Source organism: Hymenobacter sp. BT18, from assembly GCF_012273015.1.
GTDB classification, from domain to species: domain Bacteria; phylum Bacteroidota; class Bacteroidia; order Cytophagales; family Hymenobacteraceae; genus Hymenobacter; species Hymenobacter lutimineralis.
This window is the reverse complement of record NZ_CP050954.1, coordinates 1,122,474-1,138,873: the sequence shown is the minus strand read 5'-3', so window position 1 is coordinate 1,138,873 and position 16,400 is coordinate 1,122,474. Positions and strand designations below refer to the sequence as shown.

The following is a 16,400-nucleotide window of genomic DNA, read 5'->3' as shown; positions in this document are numbered from 1 at the left end:
GCAGCAGTACTCCAACGAAGCGGTCCAGATGCTATGGTCTTGTGGGCGCCAAGCGAAGCGTGATAGTTACCAGCACAACGTCAGCACGCGAGATGCTTCGCTCCGCTCTGCATGACGTTCTGCCTGACAACGAACAACCAGCAACTAGAAACCAGCAACCACCAACACTTCATCCCCTGATTCTGACGCTTCGGTAACAGCAAATTTCCGGCGCGGTGGCGGTGGGCCACTTTTGAGCCATCACCTCACCGCTGCTGGCTATGAAACCACTTGTTCTCGTTCTGCTTCTGCTCGCCCCGCTGCTTGGGCTAGCCCAAACCACCACCCTGCGCGGCACCGTGCGCGACGACCACGGCCAGCCCTTGCCCGGCGTAAACGTATTTCTGCGCGGCTCCTTCGACGGGGCCAGCACCGACTCGGTCGGCGCTTTTCGCTTCGAAACCACCCAAACCGGCGCCCAAACGCTGCAGCTCAGTTTGCTGGGCTACCTGGCCCAGGCGGTGCCCGTGCAACTGGCGGGCGGGGAGCTGCCGCTGCCCCTGCAGCTGAAAGCCGACCGGCACCAGCTGGGCGGCGTGGTCATCACGGCCGGCTCCTTCGAGGCCAGCGACGAAAAGCGCAGCGCCGTGCTCAAGCCCCTCGACATTGTGACCACGGCGGGTGCCTTGGGCGACGTGGCCGGGGCCCTGAATGCCCTGCCCGGCACCACCCGGGTGGGCGACGAGGGCAAGCTGTTCGTGCGGGGCGGGGCCGCCGGCGAAACGAAAACCTACCTCGATGGGCTGCCCGTGCAGAACCCCTACGGCGGCTCGGTGCCCAGCGTACCGGCCCGGGGGCGGTTTTCGCCCTTCCTGTTTAAGGGCACCGTGTTCAGCACCGGCGGCTACTCGGCCGAGTACGGGCAGGCGCTCAGCGCCGTGGTGCTGCTGAATACAACTGATCTGGCCCCGGAAACGCAGACGGGCGTGAGCTTGATGTCGGTGGGGGGGAGCCTGAGTCGGGTGCAGCGCTGGGAGCGTACCTCGGTGGCCGTTACGGCCGACTATATGAACCTGCAGCCTTACTACGGACTGGTGCCGCAAAGCTTCGGGTGGGTGAAAGCCCCGCAGAGCCTGGGCTCCTCGCTGAGCTTGCGCCACCGCACCGGCGAGGCCGGCATGCTGAAAGTGTACGGCGTGTGGCAGCAGCAGCAGCTGGCTTTGCGCCAGCCCAACCAGGCCTTCACCGCCGACCAAACCGTGGCCCTGCGCAACGGCAACGGCTACCTCAATGCCACCTTCCGCAGCCCCCTGCGCCGGGGCTGGAGTTTGAGCACCGGCGCCGCCCTCACCCGCGACGACAACCAGGTGCGCCCCGTCGACATGCGCCTGCGGGAAATGGAGCAAAGTCTGGTGGGCCGCCTGGTGCTCACCAACGACTCGGCCGGGGCCAACTGGAGCCTGAAGCTGGGTGCTGAAGCCCTGGGCCAGCAGTACCGCCGCACCTACCAGGCCGCCGCCGATGCCCCCATCTGGCAGGATGGTTCCTTTACCGAGCGCCGGGGGGCCGCCTTTGCCGAGGCCGACATCAGCCTGGCCGACCGGGTGGGAGCCCGCGTGGGTGGCCGGGCCGAGTACTCGGCGGTGCTGGGCCGCTGGAACGCCGCCCCGCGCCTGGCCCTGGCCTGGCAAACCAGTGAGAATAGCTCGGTTTCGGGGGCCTACGGCTTGTTTTACCAGACGCCCGCCAACGACCTGCTGCGTGTAAGCCACGACTTGCGCTTCGAGCGGGCCCGTCATGCCCTGGTCACCTACCAGTATGCCCGCGACAACCGCACCCTGCGCCTGGAAGCCTACGACAAGGCGTATCAAAACCTCACCGTATTCGACGCGCAGCAGCCCCACAACCCCGCCGCCTACCGCAGCGCCGGCACCGGCTACGCCCGCGGCCTCGACCTGTACTGGCGCGACCGAAAAACCCTTCGCAACACCGATTACTGGGTGAGCTACGGCTTGCTCGACACGCGCCGCCAGGCCCGGCAGGACCCGATGCTGGCCGTGCCCACCTTTGCCGCACGCCACAACCTGAGCCTCGTGGGCAAGTACTGGATTGCCAAGGCGCACACCCAGGTGGGCTTCACGGCCAGCTACGGCAGCCCGCGCCGCTACCACAACCCTGCCCAGGAAGGCTACAACCAGGGCCGCCTGCCCAGCTACCAGGACCTGAGCTTCAACGCCAGCTACCTCACCCGCCTCCGGGGGCAGTTTACCATCCTCTACGTGAGCGTGAGCAACGTGCTGGGCCGCGAGAATGTGTACGGCTACCGCTACGCCACCCAGGCCAGCCCCGACGGTTCCTACGCCCGCACTGCCGTCACACCCTCGGCCCCGCGCATGCTGTTCGTGGGCCTGTTCATCTCCATCAACAAGAAGCCGGTAGACCTGAATACCGCCCCGGAGTAGCTCAGTTGCCAGTTGCCAGGAAAAACAACGTCATGCAGAGCGTAGCGAAGCATCTCGCGTGCTGACGTTGTGGTGGTAACTGTCACGCTTTGCCTGGTTCCTGCAAGGCCGTAGCATCTGTACCGCTTCATTGGGTTACCACACTAGCGAGATGCTTCGCTACGCTCTGCATGACGTTCTTTTTCTAACAACCAGCAACCAGCAACCAGAAACTCCCTTCCCGACGCTTCATCCCGAAAATCCGACGCTTCGGTAACGGCAAGTTTCAGCGGGGCCGGCCGTGCCGCACCTTTGAATCACTCAACCACACAACAACGCTTTTACCCACTTTTCAGCCCTTCTGAGTTATGAAAAAGACCCTGTTCGCCCTCGCCCTCGTTGCCGCCTCCTTCGCCGCCCAGGCCCAGACTACCGCCGCTACTGCTGCGCCGGCTGCGCCCGGCGCCCAGCCCACCGATGCCTACACGCAGCTGCTAGCTGCCACCGTGCAGGAGCTGATGAGCACCGGCGACCCGGCCCAGCTCAAGCAGGCCGACGCCAAACTGGAGCGGGCCGCCTCGGTGAAGCCCCAGGACTGGCTGCCGCGCTACTACCAGGCCTATACCCGCGTTATCACCTGCTTTGTGAGCAAGGAAGACGGCGACACCAAGGATAAGTACCTCGACCAGGCTGAAACCGCCCTCACCCAGGCCCGCAAGCTGGGCGGCGACGAATCGGAGCTGCTCGTGCTGCAGGCCTACCTCTACCAGGCCCGCCTGGGCGTGGCCCCAATGATGCGCTCCATGAAGTACTCGGGCATGGTGAACGAGACGCTGGCGCAGGCCAAAAAACTGAACCCGGCCAACCCGCGCATCTACCTGGTGCAAGCCAACAACGTGTACTACACGCCCAGCATGTTTGGGGGCGGGGCCGAGGTGGCCAAGCCTATCTACGAGCAAGCCAAAGTGCGCTTTGCCGCCTTCAAGCCCGCTTCCGCCGTGGCCCCCAACTGGGGCGAGCGGCAGGTGCTCGGCCGCCTGAAAAACTACGAAGCCACGGCCGCGAAGTAAGGAGGCATTCAAGCCTGTCCTGCTTCGACAAGACCAGCAGGACGGGCTGATGCCACGACAACCTTCCCGCAGGAGGGACGCACTGCTGGCACAACGGGCTTAAGAAGCCGCCATACCCCCGGCTCGCCCCTTTGTGCGTATCTTTTGCCCCTGCTTTTTTCCGGCCTACGGGCTTGTATCTTATGGCTGATTCTGCCTTGCTATCGAAACCGGCCGTAGCGCCCCCCAACGCGCCGGCGCCCATTACTGCCGCCGAGGTGGCCAACTTGGGCCGGCACTACCCGCACCGCAAGCTGGCCTGGGGGCTGGGCCTGATGACTACTGCCTCGCTGGGGCTAAGCTTCCTGTTTTGCCGGGGCTGCGCCGTGTGGAGCGAGGATTTCCTGGTAACGTTCAGCTACAACTTCTGCTACACCGTGGGGCTGTGGCTGGCCAACGGCTACCCCAGCGAGTGGCTTAACCGCCGCGTCGACTGGACGGCCCAGCCTATCCGGCGGTTCCTCATCACGCTGGCTTTTTCCCTGGTAATGTCGTTGCTGGTCATTTTGCTGGTGTCGGGTGGCTTTCTGGTTTTTTACCACCACCGTCCACTCTCCGACCTCTCCATCCGGCAGTTTATTATTCCCCTGCTGATTACGGTGGTGGTGTCGTTGTTTATGCACAGCCGCTCGTTTCTGCTGGGCTGGCGCGAGGCGGCCATCCAGACGGAGCGGCTACAGAAGGAAAATGCCCAGGCTCAGGCCGACTCCCTGCGCCGCCAGCTCGACCCACACTTTCTGTTCAACTCCCTGAACGCGCTGACCTCGTTGGTGGAGGAAAATGACCCGGCCCGCGCCACGCGCTTTATCCGCCAGCTCAGCCAGGTATACCGCTACGTGCTTGATGCCCAGGAGCAGGAAGTGGTGCCGCTGGCCGAGGAACTGCGCTTCGTGGAGGCCTACCTGTTTCTGCAGCGCACCCGCCTGGGGGAAGGCGTGCAGGTGGAGATGCCAAGCTTGCCCGCCGCTACGGCGGAAACCCTGCTGGTGCCCCCGCTGGCCGTGCAGCTGCTGCTGGAAAATGCCCTCAAGCACAACGCCACCTCCCAGCGCGACCCGCTGCAAATTCAGGTGACGCTGGACGTGGCTTCCCGCACGCTTACGGTGCGCAACCAGCGCCGCCCGCGCCGCCTGGCCGAGGGCGAATCCACGGGCCTGGGGCTGCAGAACCTGGCGGCGCGCTACGCCTTCCTCACCCAGCAGCCCGTGCAGGTAGCCCAAACCGAAACCGAGTTCCGCGTGACGCTGCCGCTGCTGGAGCTGCAGTAGTTTTTTTAGGCTGGCATTCCTCCGTCGCGTTACTTTCGCTTATGAACACACCCGTGCGCGCCCTCATTATTGAAGATGAACCCCTGGCTGCCCGCCGCCTCACGGAGCTGCTGCGCAAGCAGCCGCAGCCGGTAGAGGTGGTTGGCACGGCCGAGTCGGTAGCGGAGGCTGAGGCCCTGCTGCGCGCCCTGCGCCCTGCGCCCGATGTGCTGTTTCTGGATATCCACCTGGCCGATGGACTGAGCTTCGAGCTGTTTGAGCGGCTGGACGTGCAGAGCCCGGTTATCTTCACCACGGCCTACGACAAGTACGCCCTGCGCGCCTTCAAGGTGAACAGCGTGGACTACCTGCTCAAGCCCATCGACCCGGAGGAGCTGACGGCCGCCCTGGACAAGCTGCGCCGCCAGCGCGAGGCCGCTGCCCCGGCTTTTGATGCCGCATTGCTGGCCCAGGTGCTGCGCCAGGCCCAGCCTGCCAAGGAGTACAAGTCGCGCTTTGTGGTGCGGGTAGGGGTGCACCTGAAAGCCATTCCCGTGGAGCAGATTGCCTACTTCGCCAGTCTGGAAAAAGTGACCCTGCTGCACACCCGGGAAGGTCGGCGCTTCGTGGTAGATTACACCCTGGAGCAACTGGAAGGCATGCTCGACCCCACCGAGTTTTTCCGCCTCAACCGTGCCTACCTCGCCCACGCCGAGGCCATCCACGACATCATTCACTACACTAACTCCCGCCTGCAAACCGTCCTCAAGCCCGCTGCCCCCGACAACGACACCGTGCTGGTGAGCCGGGAGAAAGTTGGGGCGTTTAAGGCCTGGCTGGATCGGTAGCGGGTGGTAAGTCCTTTTCGTATGGGTGTTTCCTCTTCGCTGCTGTACCGGGTTTCGGCAGTCGTTTCCTTTCTGGGCCATCCCCTCGTTACTACCATGGTATTTGCGGTGCTTGTAGCCCGACACCACGTGCCGGGGTCTGGCTCGGCCTGGATAATAGGTAGCGTGGCGCTGCTGGTAGTAGGGCCCATCAGCGTGTGGAATCTGTGGCAGACGCGGCGCGGTGGCTACACCAATTTCGACGTGTCGCAAAGGACGCAGCGTCACAGCTTTTATCAGGTATTGCTGGTCTTGCTGGGTGCTGCCACCGCAGGGCTATTCTGGCAGCAGCAGGGCGGGGCCTTTCGGTACGGGCTGCTTGCCGTGTGGGCACTGCTACTGGTATGCTTTGCGCTCAACTTTTGGCTGAAGGTGTCGTTGCACGCCGCCATTTCTTTCTTCCTGGCTTGCGTAGTGCTCACCTTGTACCCTGGCTGGGGCTGGCTTGCGCTGGTAGCCGCTGGGCTGGTAGCTGCCTCCCGATTGGTACTACGCCGCCACACGGCCTCTGAACTGCTGGCCGGTACACTTCTGGGTACAATTGCCGGCTTGCTCCTGGCTTGGGAGTTGTAGCTGCCCCAAAACAAGAGAGACATTCATCAAAAACCGACGGCGGTGACTCTCAGTGCTTCTGACGGCGAAGTACTCGGGACTTAGCTAGCACCAGGGGCATCCGGGCGGCCTTTCCTTTGGTAAGGGAAAAGCTCGTCAGGCCTGATTACCCTTCCAGCCAGCTTTTCACCGCCGCCGCTTTTTCCCGGCTTACCAGTACTTCGTCGCTGGGAGCAGGCTGCAAGTCCAGCAGCAGCTTCCCATTGAAGTGTGGGTGCAGGCGCTGCACGGCCGGCAGCTGAGCAATGAACTGCCGGTTGAGGCGGAAGAACTGGCTGGGGTCGAGCAGGCTTTCCAGCTGCTCCAAGGTGTAATCCACCACGAAGCGCCGCCCGTCGGTGGCGGTGAGGGTAGTGGTTTCGTGGCGGCTCTGAAACCAGGCCACCTGGGATATGGGCAGGGGCAATAGCTGCTCGCCGCTGCGCACCAGAAAACGAGTTTTAAACTGCCGATCGGGCCGCGGAAGAGAATCGGCCAGGCGCTCCAGGCGGTGCGCAGAGGCCTCGTCAGCCTTTTCAGGGGCTCCGGTAGCGGCTGATTCGCGCAGGGCCAGGCGCCAGTCGCGCAGCTTGGTGAGGGCGGCTGTAAGCTCGACTAGCTTTACGGGTTTCAGTAGGTAATCCACGCTGTTGGCTTTGAAAGCGCGAATGGCATAGGCGTCGTAGGCGGTGGTGAAGATAACCGGGCTGCGCACCAGGAGCTGGTCGAAGATTTCCAGGCTCAGCCCATCGGCCAGCTGGATATCGGAGAGAATCAGGTCGGGGGCGGGGTTGCTTTCCAGCCACTGCACGGCGCCGGATACGCTGTCGAGTACGGCGGCCACCTGTGCCTCGGGGGCAGCCTGGCGGAGCAGGCGCTGCAGCCGCTCGGCGGCCGGGTACTCATCTTCGAGCAGCAGAACGGTCATGGGGCGGTAAAATAGTACGGTAGTAAAATGGTGAATGCTGCGGTCTTAGCCAGCTAAGCCAGCAGCGGAAGCTACTACCTTAATAGCGGCAGCCGCACCCGGAAGATGCCTGCCTCGGAAGTGACGTCCACCGGGTGCGGGGCGTGGAGCAGCTCGTAGCGGTGACGCACGTTGCGCAAGCCTGTGCCCGTGCCGGGTGCCAGGCCCGCCGTGCGCGGCCGTAGGGTGTTTTCGACGGTGAAGAGGCCGGCTACGGGGTCGGCTGCGAGGCGGAGCTGCAGCGGATGTTCCCGCGAAGCAACGTTATGCTTCAGGGCATTTTCCACCAGCAGCTGCACGCTCAAAGGAGCTACGTGCTGCGCCAGCGCGGTAGGCGGCACATCCATCGTCACGTGTAGGTTGTCGCGGAAGCGGGCCTTATGCAAGGCCAGGTAGGTATCCACAAAGGCTAGCTCCTCGCTCAGTGGCACGGTCGTTCGGTCGCGGGCCAGCAGTACGTAGCGGTACACGTCGGAAAGCTGCTCCACAAAGTCCTGGGCCGGCTCGTTGTCGGGCTCAATGAGGGCCGACAAGGTGTTGAGGGAGTTGAACAGGAAGTGGGGGTCGAGTTGGCTTTGCAAGGCTTCGAGTTGGCTTTGCACGCCGGCACTCTGGAGCTGCTCGGCCCGGCGCACGTTTTCTTCCCACTGCTGAAAGAAGTTCATACTCTCATAAATCAGCTGAATGACCACGGTAGGCACCATATTCAGCCCAAACTCCCGCCAGAACGTGGCGCTATCCAACTGCCCGCCCTGGGCCCAGGCCGCCACGCTGTCGAGGATGAACGTGACAGCCGCCGCAATAGCCGTATTGATGACTGCCAGCCGCCAGAGCCGCTTGCGGGTCTGGTCTACCCGCGGAAAGCGCCGAAACAAGGCCCGCCATAGCGCCCTTCCCGTAAACCAGAAGGCACAGGTGAACAGCATCGAAATGCCCCAGTTCAGGAAAAAAACCGGCACCGACCGAATGTACAGCACGCCCCGGGGAATCAGCACCAGCAGCGCGAGAATGGGAATGCCCCAGAGCAAAAACTTTCGGTCGTTCATGGAAGGTAAAAGTAGCTTTTTCGCGGCGCAAACAGATGGCTGAACTGTTTTGATAGGCTAGTGAAAATGATTTCCAGAACGTCATGCTGAGCTTGTCGAAGCATCTCTACCGCTTCGCTCTCACGATTATGTTAGCCAGAGGTAGAGATGCTTCGACAAGCTCAGCATGACGTTTAATGAAAAAATTCGCAGCCCTCGATTTAGCTTTTGCGGGGCAACTGGCGCACGAAGCGCTGCACGGCCTGGTTGAATTCCTGCGGGTTATCGAGGAAGGGCACGTGTTTCCCAGGCAAAACCACTACTTGCTGCTGGGGGAAGCGGAAGCTCTTGTAATGCTCAGGGCCGGTTACGTAGTCCTGCTGGCCGGTGAGAACCAGGACCGGCATAGCAAGGCTGGCCGTGGCGGGCGTGTAATCGAGCAGGTAGTTGCCGGGGTTCTGGAACATGTTGGCGGCAAAATCGTGGTTGGCGGGCTGGCCTTTCATCGTGCGGCTCACCCGGGCGGCCGAGGAGTCGGAGGCGTATTGAAGCTGGTTGTAGAGGCCCTGGCGCTGGAGCAGCCCCGTCACCATGAAGTAGCGCTGGGGGAGGGGCGCGGCGGCATCCAGCGGCGGGCGGGTAGCGGCGGGCAGCAGGGTGTAGCCATAGGCCGTGGTGCTTTCCATCGAAGCCGGCAAATTCAGAATTGCGTTGACCAGAATCAGGCTGTGCACGCGGCCGGGGTATTTCTGCGCGTAGGTCGTGGCCAGGATACCGCCGAAGGAGTGGGCCATCAGCGTCCATTTTTCCAGCTTCAACTGCTGGCGCAGCTCTTCCATGTCCTGCACCTGGCGCTCCAGGGAGTAGTTTTTCTGTGGGTCGCTGGCCGAGCGGCCACTGCCGCGCTGGTCGAGGTAAATCATCTGCAGCTGCTTTTCCAGCGGTGCGCCGGCCAGCACTTCCACCGCCTGGCTGCCCGCGCCCGGGCCGCCGTGCACAAACAGGCAGGGCAGCCCCTGGCCGGCTACTTTTACGAAGAGCTTCACCCCATCCGAGGTCTGAAATGCCGGCGTGCCATTCGGGAGGCCGCCTGCGGTGGCTGTTTGCAGGAGCACGAGGGTGAGCAGCAGGCCGCAGAGGGTGCGAATCAGGAAGGCGAAGTTGGGGCGAAGCGTTTTCATAAGACGAAGTGTGCGGGTTGAGAAGCCAGATTTGATGCTTCAAACATCCGCACTTTGCTTGCGCGGCCCGAGGCTAAACCGGGTGAAGCGTCGCCCGCACCCGGTGAACCGCCAAAACCGCCGGGGCCGATTGCTGCCCCTCAAACGCTAAAAAGCCCAAGCATCCGGTCCGGCGACCAGATACTCGGGCTTTAACCCCACCCCTGAGGTACTTTTTAAGCGGCGAATTAGTGACGAACTAAATCGCCCTCTCACAACTTAGATAATCGTGCTCATGCCCAGCCGGATGTTGTTGCGGTGCAGCTCACAGTCGGCAATGTCCAGTACCGCGTAGGCAATGAAACTGCCCACCTGCTCGGTGGTGTGCACCACAGCTGGGTTTAGCTCCGGCGTTACCACACCTTCATCGAGAGCGTGCTGCACGGCATCGCGCACGCAGTCGGCTTCTTCCGGCAGGCCGAAGTGGTCCAGCAGCATGGCCGCCGAAAGAATGGTAGCAATAGGGTTGGCAATGCCCTTGCCCTTGGCCTGCGGATAAGAACCGTGGATGGGCTCAAACAGGGCCGAACCGTCGCCAATGGAGGCGGAGGGCAGCAAGCCCAGTGACCCAGCAATGACGGAAGCCTCGTCGGAAATGATGTCGCCGAACATGTTTTCCGTCAGCATCACATCGAACTGGCGCGGGTTCAGGATGATTTGCATGGCGGCGTTGTCCACGAACAGATAATCGAGGGCCACGCTCGGGTACTGAGGCGCAATGCTCTGCACCGTCTCGCGCCAGAGGCGGGAAGTTTCCAGCACGTTGGCCTTATCGACCAGCGTGAGCTTGTGGCGGCGCGTTTCGGCGGCCTTGAAGGCCAGGTGCGCAATGCGCAGAATCTCGTCGCGGTGGTAGGTGCAGTGGTCGTAGGCGCTGGCGCGGTCCTCGCTGCGGCCTTTCTCCCCGAAGTAGATACCGCCGGTCAGCTCCCGGAATATCAGAATATCGGTGCCCTGAATACGCTCGGCTTTCAGCGGGGAATGTTCCAGCAGCTGGTCGTAGGCCGTGATAGGCCGAATGTTGGCGTACAGGCCCAGCGACTTGCGCAAACCCAGCAGGCCTTGCTCGGGGCGCACTTTGGCGGTGGGGTCGTTGTCGTATTTCGGGTCGCCGATGGCGCCGAGCAGCACGGCGTCGGCGCGGCGGCAGGCTTCCAGGGTCACATCCGGCAGCGGGGTGCCCACGGCATCAATGGCGCAGGCGCCCATCAGCTGGTAGTCGAAGGTAAACTCGTGGCCGAACCGGTCGCCCACGGCCTTGAGCACGCGCACCGCCTCGCTACACACTTCCGACCCGATACCGTCGCCGGGCAACACCACAATACGTTTGCTTATGCTATCCATGACCGTTGCTGTTCGTAGGCCGTAATGGCCGCCTCTTGGCTAATGAGAAAATCAATGTCGTCGTACCCGTTCAGCAGGCACTCTTTTTTGTAGGCATCCAGCTCGAAGGAAATGGCTTCCGTCCGGCCGGGCACCGTGAGGGTTTGCGCACCCAGGTCTACCGTCAGCGGTAGCTGCGGGTCGGCGGCCACGGCGGCAAACAAAGCCTGCAGCACCTCATCCGAAACCTGCAGGGGCAGCAGCCCGGTGTTCAGGGCATTGCCCCGAAAAATATCGGCGAAGTAGCTGCTGATGACCACCCGAAAACCGGCGTCGTACAGGGCCCAGGCGGCGTGCTCCCGGCTGGAGCCGCACCCGAAGTTTTTGCCGGCCAGCAGAATCTGGTGGCCCTGGTAGCGCGGGTCGTTGAGGACAAAATCGGTTTTCGGCTGGCCGCCGGCGGCGTAGCGCCAGTCGGCAAATAGGTTGGCCCCGAAGCCTTCCCGGGTCGTCGCCTTCAGGAAGCGGGCCGGGATAATCTGGTCGGTGTCCACGTTTTCGATGGGCAGGGGCACCACGCCGGATTGCAGGGTCTGAAACTTTTCCATGGGGTGGGAGACAGGTTAGTTCAAGTACTGCGTGATGTCAACCAGGCGACCTTCCACGGCGGTAATAGCCGCCACCAGCGGGGAGGCCAGCAGCGTGCGGGCGCCGGGACCCTGGCGGCCTTCGAAGTTGCGGTTGGAGGTCGACACGCAGTAGGCCCCGGCCGGAATCTTGTCGTCGTTCATGGCCAGGCAGGCGCTGCAGCCCGGTTCGCGCAGCTCAAAGCCCGCGTCGGCCAGCACTTGGTCAATTCCTTCGGCTATGGCCTGCAGCTCTACCTGCTTGGAGCCGGGCACGATGATGGCCTCCACGTGGGCCGCCTTGCGCTTGCCCTTCACGTAAGCTGCCACCGTGCGCAAGTCCTCGATGCGGGAATTGGTGCAGCTGCCGATGAACACGTAGTTGATTTCCTTGCCCAGCAGTGACTCACCCGCCTCAAAGCCCATGTAGCGCAGCGACTTGTCGAAGCTAGCCGCCTCGCCCGCGTCGGCCAGCATGGGAATGCTGGCACTGAGCGGGATGCCCATGCCGGGGTTGGTGCCGTAGGTTATCATCGGCTGAATAGCCGAGGCGTCGAACTGCAGCTCGGCGTCGAACTGCGCGTCTTCGTCGGAATAGAGCGTCTGCCAGTAAGCCACGGCCCGGTCCCAGTTATCGCCCTGGGGCGCAAAGCGGCGGCCTTCGAGGTAGCTGAACGTAGTGGCATCGGGGGCAATGAGGCCGCCGCGGGCGCCCATTTCAATGCTCATGTTGCACACCGTCATGCGGCCTTCCATGCTCAGGGCGCGGATGGCACTGCCGGCGTACTCCACGAAGTAGCCGGTGGCGCCGCCGGTGCCCAGCTGGGAAATAACGTGCAGGATCAAGTCCTTGGCTGATACGCCGGGGCGCAGCTCCCCGTCCAGGGTGATGCGCATGCGCTTGGGCTTGTCGAGCAGCAGGCACTGGGAGGCCATAACCTGCGTTACCTGGCTGGTGCCGATGCCGAAGGCAATGGTGCCAAACGCCCCGTGCGTGGAGGTGTGGGAGTCGCCGCACACCATCGTCAGGCCCGGCTGGGTAATGCCCAGCTCCGGCCCGATGACGTGCACAATGCCCTGGTACTGGTGGCCGAGGCCGTAGAGCTCCACGCCAAACTTAGCGCAGTTCTCGGTGAGCTTATCTACCTGAGAGCGGGACAGGGGGTCCTGAATGGGCTGGTCTTGGTGGCGCGTGGGTACGTTGTGGTCGGCAGTGGCCACAATCTGACCGGGGCGGCGCAGCGTGAGGCCGCGGGCCGTCAGCTCGTCAAACGCCTGCGGGCTGGTGACTTCATGAATCAGGTGCCGGTCGATGTAGAACACGGTGAGGCCACCGGCTACTTCGCGCACCACGTGGGCGTCCCAGATTTTATCGAATAAGGTCTTAGCCATGAGAAGGGTGGGGTGACGGGAGCCTGGGCTTCCCGTAGTTCGGGCTCAGCGTAAAATAGAAAACCGTCGTGCCCGGGTGTGTTGGCATGACGGTCCAGCGTTGGGTTAGCCGACGGTAACGAGGTTTTCCTGCTCGACCATCACGTGCAAATCCTCGTCCACGACTTCCTTCTGGCGGTCGGCGAGGGCCACAAACGACGCGTAAGCTTTGTTGAGGGCCGTGCGGTCGAAGTCGTAGCCGATTTTCTGGAGGCGGTAGGCCAGGGCCGCGCGGCCGGAGCGGGCCGTGAGCACAATGGCCGAGTCGGGCATGCCCACCTCGCGCGGGTCAATGATTTCGTAGGTTTCGCGGTGTTTAATCACGCCATCCTGGTGAATGCCGCTGGAGTGCGAAAACGCATTGGCCCCTACAATGGCCTTGTTCGGCTGCACGGGCATGCTCATGAGGTGCGAGACCATAGCCGAGGTTTCGGCCAGCAGCTTGGTGTTGATGCCGGTTTCGAAGTTGAGGTAGGGGTGCTGGCGGAGCACCATCACGGCTTCTTCCAACGCCGTATTGCCGGCCCGCTCGCCCACCCCGTTGATGGTGCACTCCACCTGCTGGGCTCCATTGAGCACACCCGAAATGGAGTTGGCCGTAGCCATGCCCAAATCGTTGTGGCAGTGCGTGGAAAGGCGCACGTGCTCGATGCCGCGCACGTTGTCGGCCAGGTACTTGATCTTGGCGCCGTACTCGCTGGGCAGGCAGTAGCCGGTGGTGTCAGGAATGTTGAGCACCGTGGCACCAGCCCGAATAACGGCTTCGCACACGCGGGCCAGGAACTCGTTGTCGGTGCGGCCGGCATCTTCGGCGTAAAACTCCACGTCTTCCACAAAGCTCTTGGCCAGCTTCACGGCCGCCACGGCCCGCTCAATAATCTTGTCGGGCGTGGTGCAGAGTTTGAACTTGATGTGGGACTCGGAAGTGCCGATGCCGGTATGAATACGCGGATATTTGGCCGATTTCAGGGCTTCCGCCGCCGTCACGATGTCGTGTTCTACGGCCCGCGAGAGGCCACAGACGGTGGCGTAGCGCGTTTGGGCCGCAATGGCCGCCACGGCGGCAAAGTCGCCGGGACTGGAAACCGGAAAGCCCGCCTCAATCACGTCGACGCCGAGTAGCTCCAGCTGCCGGGCAATGAGCAGTTTCTCGTCCCGGTTGAGCTTGCAGCCCGGCACTTGCTCCCCGTCGCGCAGGGTCGTATCGAAGATGTGGATTTTCTGAGTAGCCATAGGGTAAGGTCTTTCGGCGAAAAGGCTACTCGCAAGTACACGGACTTCAGGGGGCTATGAAAACGGTTAATCAGCACGCCTACTATTTCTAAAAGTTGACGTTGCGTTTGTAACTTGTTGATAATCAAATATGGAAAATAAATTAAACTACAACGGCCAAATCCTGAAATAAGCAAGCGGCCTTCATTCTGAGGTAGCGAGGCTACTATTTTATCTTAAATCAGTGCAGCTACTTGCCTTATACCAGCAGACTCAAGAAGTCCTGCTTGCCGTTCAGGTACTCGTAGCCGAAGCCTTCGTCGGCCATACGCTGCTGAATGCCCGCTACCTCGTGTGGGTTCTGCACTTCCAGACCGATGAAAACGGGGCCTTTTTCCTTATTGTTCTTTTTAATGTACTGAAACTGAATGATGTCGTCGCCTTCCCGGAGCACGTGGTTGACGAAGCGGCGCAGAGCCCCGGGCTTCTGGTTGAAGGTAACCAGGAAGTAATGCTTGCGGCCCTGGTGGCGCATGGCCCGCTCCTTGATTTCCTCCATGCGGGTGATGTCGTTGTTGGAGCCGCTAAGCACGCACACCACCGTTTTGCCCCGAATCTGGTCGGCGTACTGGTGCAGGGCCGAGACGCTGAGCGTGCCCGCGGGCTCCAGCACAATGCCTTCCTCGTTGTACATCTTCAGCAGGTCCTCACACACTTGGCCTTCGGGCACTAACGCCACCTCATCCAGCAGCTCCTGGCACAGCTGAAATGTCAGCTCGCCGGGGCACTTCACGGCTGCGCCATCCACGAAGCTCTCAATAGATTCCAGGGCTTGGCGCTGTCCGTTGGCAATAGCCTGCTGCATGGAAGGGGCCCCCAGCGGCTGCACGCCAATCAGGCGGGTGTGGGGGCTCAGCTGCCGGAACACGCTGCTTACGCCCGAAGCTAGCCCCCCGCCGCCGATGGGCATAAACAGAAAGTCGATGGAAGCAGGGGCGTCGCGTAGGATTTCCAGGCCCACGGTGGCCTGGCCTTCTACTATGGCCAGGTCGTCGAACGGGTGCACGAAGGTGCTGCCGCGCTGGTCGCAGAAGTTCTTGGCGGCTTGGTACGTGTCGTCGAAGGTGGCGCCTACCAGCACCACTTCTACTTGGTCTTTGCCAAACAGCCGCACTTTACTCACCTTCTGGGCCGGCGTTTGGGCGGGCATGAAGATGTGGCCGCGAATTCCGAGCAGCTGGCAGGCATAGGCCACGCCCTGGGCGTGGTTGCCGGCCGAAGCGCAGACCACGTCGCGGGTCACCTGTTCCCGACTCAGCCCGGCAATCTTATTATAGGCCCCCCGGATTTTGTAGGAGCGCACCACCTGTAGGTCTTCGCGCTTGAGGTAGACCTGGGCCCCGTAAGCATCCGAAAGGCCCAGATTGTGCTGCAGCAGGGTTTTGTAGATGACGCCATCCAGGGTGCGGGCGGCGCGCTCTACGTTGGCCAGTTGCACAACGGGGCTGGCGGTGAGGGTTTCTTGTTCCATATAGGCTCATTTTGCGCCAGAGTCCGGCGGCTTTTCAGGTAAGTCTAGGGCTTCTCCGCCACGATGCGCAGGCGCTTGTAATCGGCCCGCCATTGGCCGTCCCGGAATAGGACGGGGCGCAGCTCAGCTTCGGTAGCCGTAAGGATGGCCGCCCGATCTTCATCCTGAACACCGCGAAAGAAATTGTCCCCAAACTGTTCAATCCAGTCCCGAAGGCCGGTTTTGGGGTCGGCAAGCGGCGTTTCCCGGTCGTAGTGCTGGGCCAGGCGTACCCGGAAGCCTTGCTGTTCGAGCAGGGTAGCGTACTCGGCTACCGAGGGGAAGTACCACCAGTCGGCGCGGGCCTGGGGGTAGCCGTGCTGGTGCAACTGGCGGAGCAGGGCTTCCACAATGTGCCCTACGTTGCCCTTTCCGCCAAGCTCCGCTACGAAGCGCCCACCTGGCTTCAGGTGCTGATACACCTGCCGCACCACGGCCGCCGCCGCCGGAACCCAGTGCAGCGCCGCATTGGAGAACACGGCGTCGAAGCGTTCCGGCAGCTGAAACGAAGCGGCATCGGCCAGTTGGAAGTCTAGCGCCGGAAACTGCTGGCGGGCCTTGATCAGCATGTCGGCTGAGGCATCCAGGCCCACCACGTTAGCGCCCCGGCTGGCTATTTCCTGCGCCAGCTCCCCGGCCCCGCAGCCCAGGTCCAGCACCCATTCGCCCGGCTGCGGGGCTAGTACTTCCACCAGGCCGGTGCCGTATTGAGAGACGAAAGCGTGCTTTTGGGTATAGGTATCAGCATTCCAGTGCATAGGGCCGGCGAAAA

At 62.4% G+C, this 16,400-nt stretch carries 14 protein-coding genes; 5 read left to right on the top strand and 9 right to left on the bottom strand.

What is annotated here, in order from left to right:
* Nucleotides 1-260: 260 nt before the first annotated feature.
* From HER32_RS04735 to HER32_RS04715, 5 genes are all read left to right on the top strand, one after another.
* Nucleotides 261-2,441 (top strand): TonB-dependent receptor, encoded by a 2,181-nt coding sequence (locus HER32_RS04735; RefSeq protein WP_168680911.1) that lies wholly within the window; start codon nt 261-263, stop codon nt 2,439-2,441.
* A gap of 347 nt (nt 2,442-2,788) precedes the next feature.
* Nucleotides 2,789-3,490 (top strand): hypothetical protein, encoded by a 702-nt coding sequence (locus HER32_RS04730; protein WP_168680910.1) that lies wholly within the window; start codon nt 2,789-2,791, stop codon nt 3,488-3,490.
* 182 nt (nt 3,491-3,672) lie between these two features.
* A complete protein-coding gene (locus HER32_RS04725) occupies nt 3,673-4,797 on the top strand; it encodes a sensor histidine kinase (protein ID WP_168680909.1) in 1,125 nt (374 codons plus the stop codon).
* Nucleotides 4,798-4,838: 41 nt separating this feature from the next.
* A complete protein-coding gene (locus tag HER32_RS04720) occupies nt 4,839-5,624 on the top strand; it encodes a LytR/AlgR family response regulator transcription factor (RefSeq protein ID WP_232066380.1) in 786 nt (261 codons plus the stop codon).
* A gap of 21 nt (nt 5,625-5,645) precedes the next feature.
* Nucleotides 5,646-6,236 carry a phosphatase PAP2 family protein gene (locus HER32_RS04715; RefSeq protein ID WP_168680908.1) on the top strand — a complete coding sequence of 197 codons (591 nt, stop codon included), beginning with the start codon at nt 5,646-5,648 and terminating at the stop codon, nt 6,234-6,236.
* A 145-nt stretch (nt 6,237-6,381) separates the two neighbouring features.
* On the opposite strand, the gene HER32_RS04710 is transcribed toward HER32_RS04715, so the two are convergent.
* From HER32_RS04710 to HER32_RS04670, 9 genes are all read right to left on the bottom strand, one after another.
* Nucleotides 6,382-7,182, bottom strand: coding sequence for a LytR/AlgR family response regulator transcription factor (locus HER32_RS04710; protein WP_168680907.1), 801 nt, complete (start codon nt 7,180-7,182; stop codon nt 6,382-6,384).
* A gap of 74 nt (nt 7,183-7,256) precedes the next feature.
* Nucleotides 7,257-8,267, bottom strand: a complete 1,011-nt coding sequence (locus HER32_RS04705; RefSeq protein WP_149071880.1) for a sensor histidine kinase — start codon at nt 8,265-8,267, stop codon at nt 7,257-7,259.
* 200 nt (nt 8,268-8,467) lie between these two features.
* On the bottom strand, nt 8,468-9,427 hold the full coding sequence (locus HER32_RS04700) for an alpha/beta fold hydrolase (protein ID WP_149071879.1): 960 nt from the start codon (nt 9,425-9,427) through the stop codon (nt 8,468-8,470).
* A gap of 258 nt (nt 9,428-9,685) precedes the next feature.
* Complete coding sequence (leuB, locus tag HER32_RS04695) at nt 9,686-10,801, bottom strand: 3-isopropylmalate dehydrogenase (RefSeq protein WP_168683213.1); 1,116 nt, start codon at nt 10,799-10,801, stop codon at nt 9,686-9,688.
* On the bottom strand, nt 10,798-11,397 hold the full coding sequence (gene leuD / locus HER32_RS04690) for a 3-isopropylmalate dehydratase small subunit (RefSeq protein ID WP_168680906.1): 600 nt from the start codon (nt 11,395-11,397) through the stop codon (nt 10,798-10,800). Before leuD ends, leuB begins: the two co-directional genes overlap by 4 nt.
* A 15-nt stretch (nt 11,398-11,412) precedes the next feature.
* Nucleotides 11,413-12,807 (bottom strand): 3-isopropylmalate dehydratase large subunit, encoded by a 1,395-nt coding sequence (gene leuC, locus HER32_RS04685; RefSeq protein ID WP_168680905.1) that lies wholly within the window; start codon nt 12,805-12,807, stop codon nt 11,413-11,415.
* Nucleotides 12,808-12,912: 105 nt separating this feature from the next.
* Entirely contained in the window at nt 12,913-14,079 is a 1,167-nt protein-coding gene (locus HER32_RS04680; RefSeq protein ID WP_168680904.1) for a 2-isopropylmalate synthase, read from the bottom strand.
* A 238-nt stretch (nt 14,080-14,317) separates the two neighbouring features.
* The gene (gene ilvA / locus HER32_RS04675; RefSeq protein ID WP_149071874.1) at nt 14,318-15,589 is read right to left on the bottom strand and encodes a threonine ammonia-lyase IlvA; all 1,272 of its coding nucleotides are present in this window, start codon (nt 15,587-15,589) and stop codon (nt 14,318-14,320) included.
* Between the two features lie 44 nt (nt 15,590-15,633).
* Nucleotides 15,634-16,386 carry a methyltransferase domain-containing protein gene (locus tag HER32_RS04670; RefSeq protein WP_149071873.1) on the bottom strand — a complete coding sequence of 251 codons (753 nt, stop codon included), beginning with the start codon at nt 16,384-16,386 and terminating at the stop codon, nt 15,634-15,636.
* Nucleotides 16,387-16,400: the final 14 nt, after the last annotated feature.

Bases quoted from the DNA above. Each gene is read 5' to 3' on its own strand.
- HER32_RS04670 (WP_149071873.1), bottom strand. From the start codon at position 16,386: ATGCACTGGAATGCTGATACCTATACCCAAAAGCACGCTTTCGTCTCT.
- HER32_RS04725 (WP_168680909.1), top strand. From the start codon at position 3,673: ATGGCTGATTCTGCCTTGCTATCGAAACCGGCCGTAGCGCCCCCCAAC.
- HER32_RS04720 (WP_232066380.1), top strand. From the start codon at position 4,839: ATGAACACACCCGTGCGCGCCCTCATTATTGAAGATGAACCCCTGGCT.
- HER32_RS04715 (WP_168680908.1), top strand. From the start codon at position 5,646: ATGGGTGTTTCCTCTTCGCTGCTGTACCGGGTTTCGGCAGTCGTTTCC.
- leuC (WP_168680905.1), bottom strand. From the start codon at position 12,807: ATGGCTAAGACCTTATTCGATAAAATCTGGGACGCCCACGTGGTGCGC.
- HER32_RS04730 (WP_168680910.1), top strand. From the start codon at position 2,789: ATGAAAAAGACCCTGTTCGCCCTCGCCCTCGTTGCCGCCTCCTTCGCC.
- HER32_RS04710 (WP_168680907.1), bottom strand. From the start codon at position 7,182: ATGACCGTTCTGCTGCTCGAAGATGAGTACCCGGCCGCCGAGCGGCTG.
- leuD (WP_168680906.1), bottom strand. From the start codon at position 11,397: ATGGAAAAGTTTCAGACCCTGCAATCCGGCGTGGTGCCCCTGCCCATC.
- ilvA (WP_149071874.1), bottom strand. From the start codon at position 15,589: ATGGAACAAGAAACCCTCACCGCCAGCCCCGTTGTGCAACTGGCCAAC.
- HER32_RS04680 (WP_168680904.1), bottom strand. From the start codon at position 14,079: ATGGCTACTCAGAAAATCCACATCTTCGATACGACCCTGCGCGACGGG.
- HER32_RS04705 (WP_149071880.1), bottom strand. From the start codon at position 8,267: ATGAACGACCGAAAGTTTTTGCTCTGGGGCATTCCCATTCTCGCGCTG.
- HER32_RS04700 (WP_149071879.1), bottom strand. From the start codon at position 9,427: ATGAAAACGCTTCGCCCCAACTTCGCCTTCCTGATTCGCACCCTCTGC.
- HER32_RS04735 (WP_168680911.1), top strand. From the start codon at position 261: ATGAAACCACTTGTTCTCGTTCTGCTTCTGCTCGCCCCGCTGCTTGGG.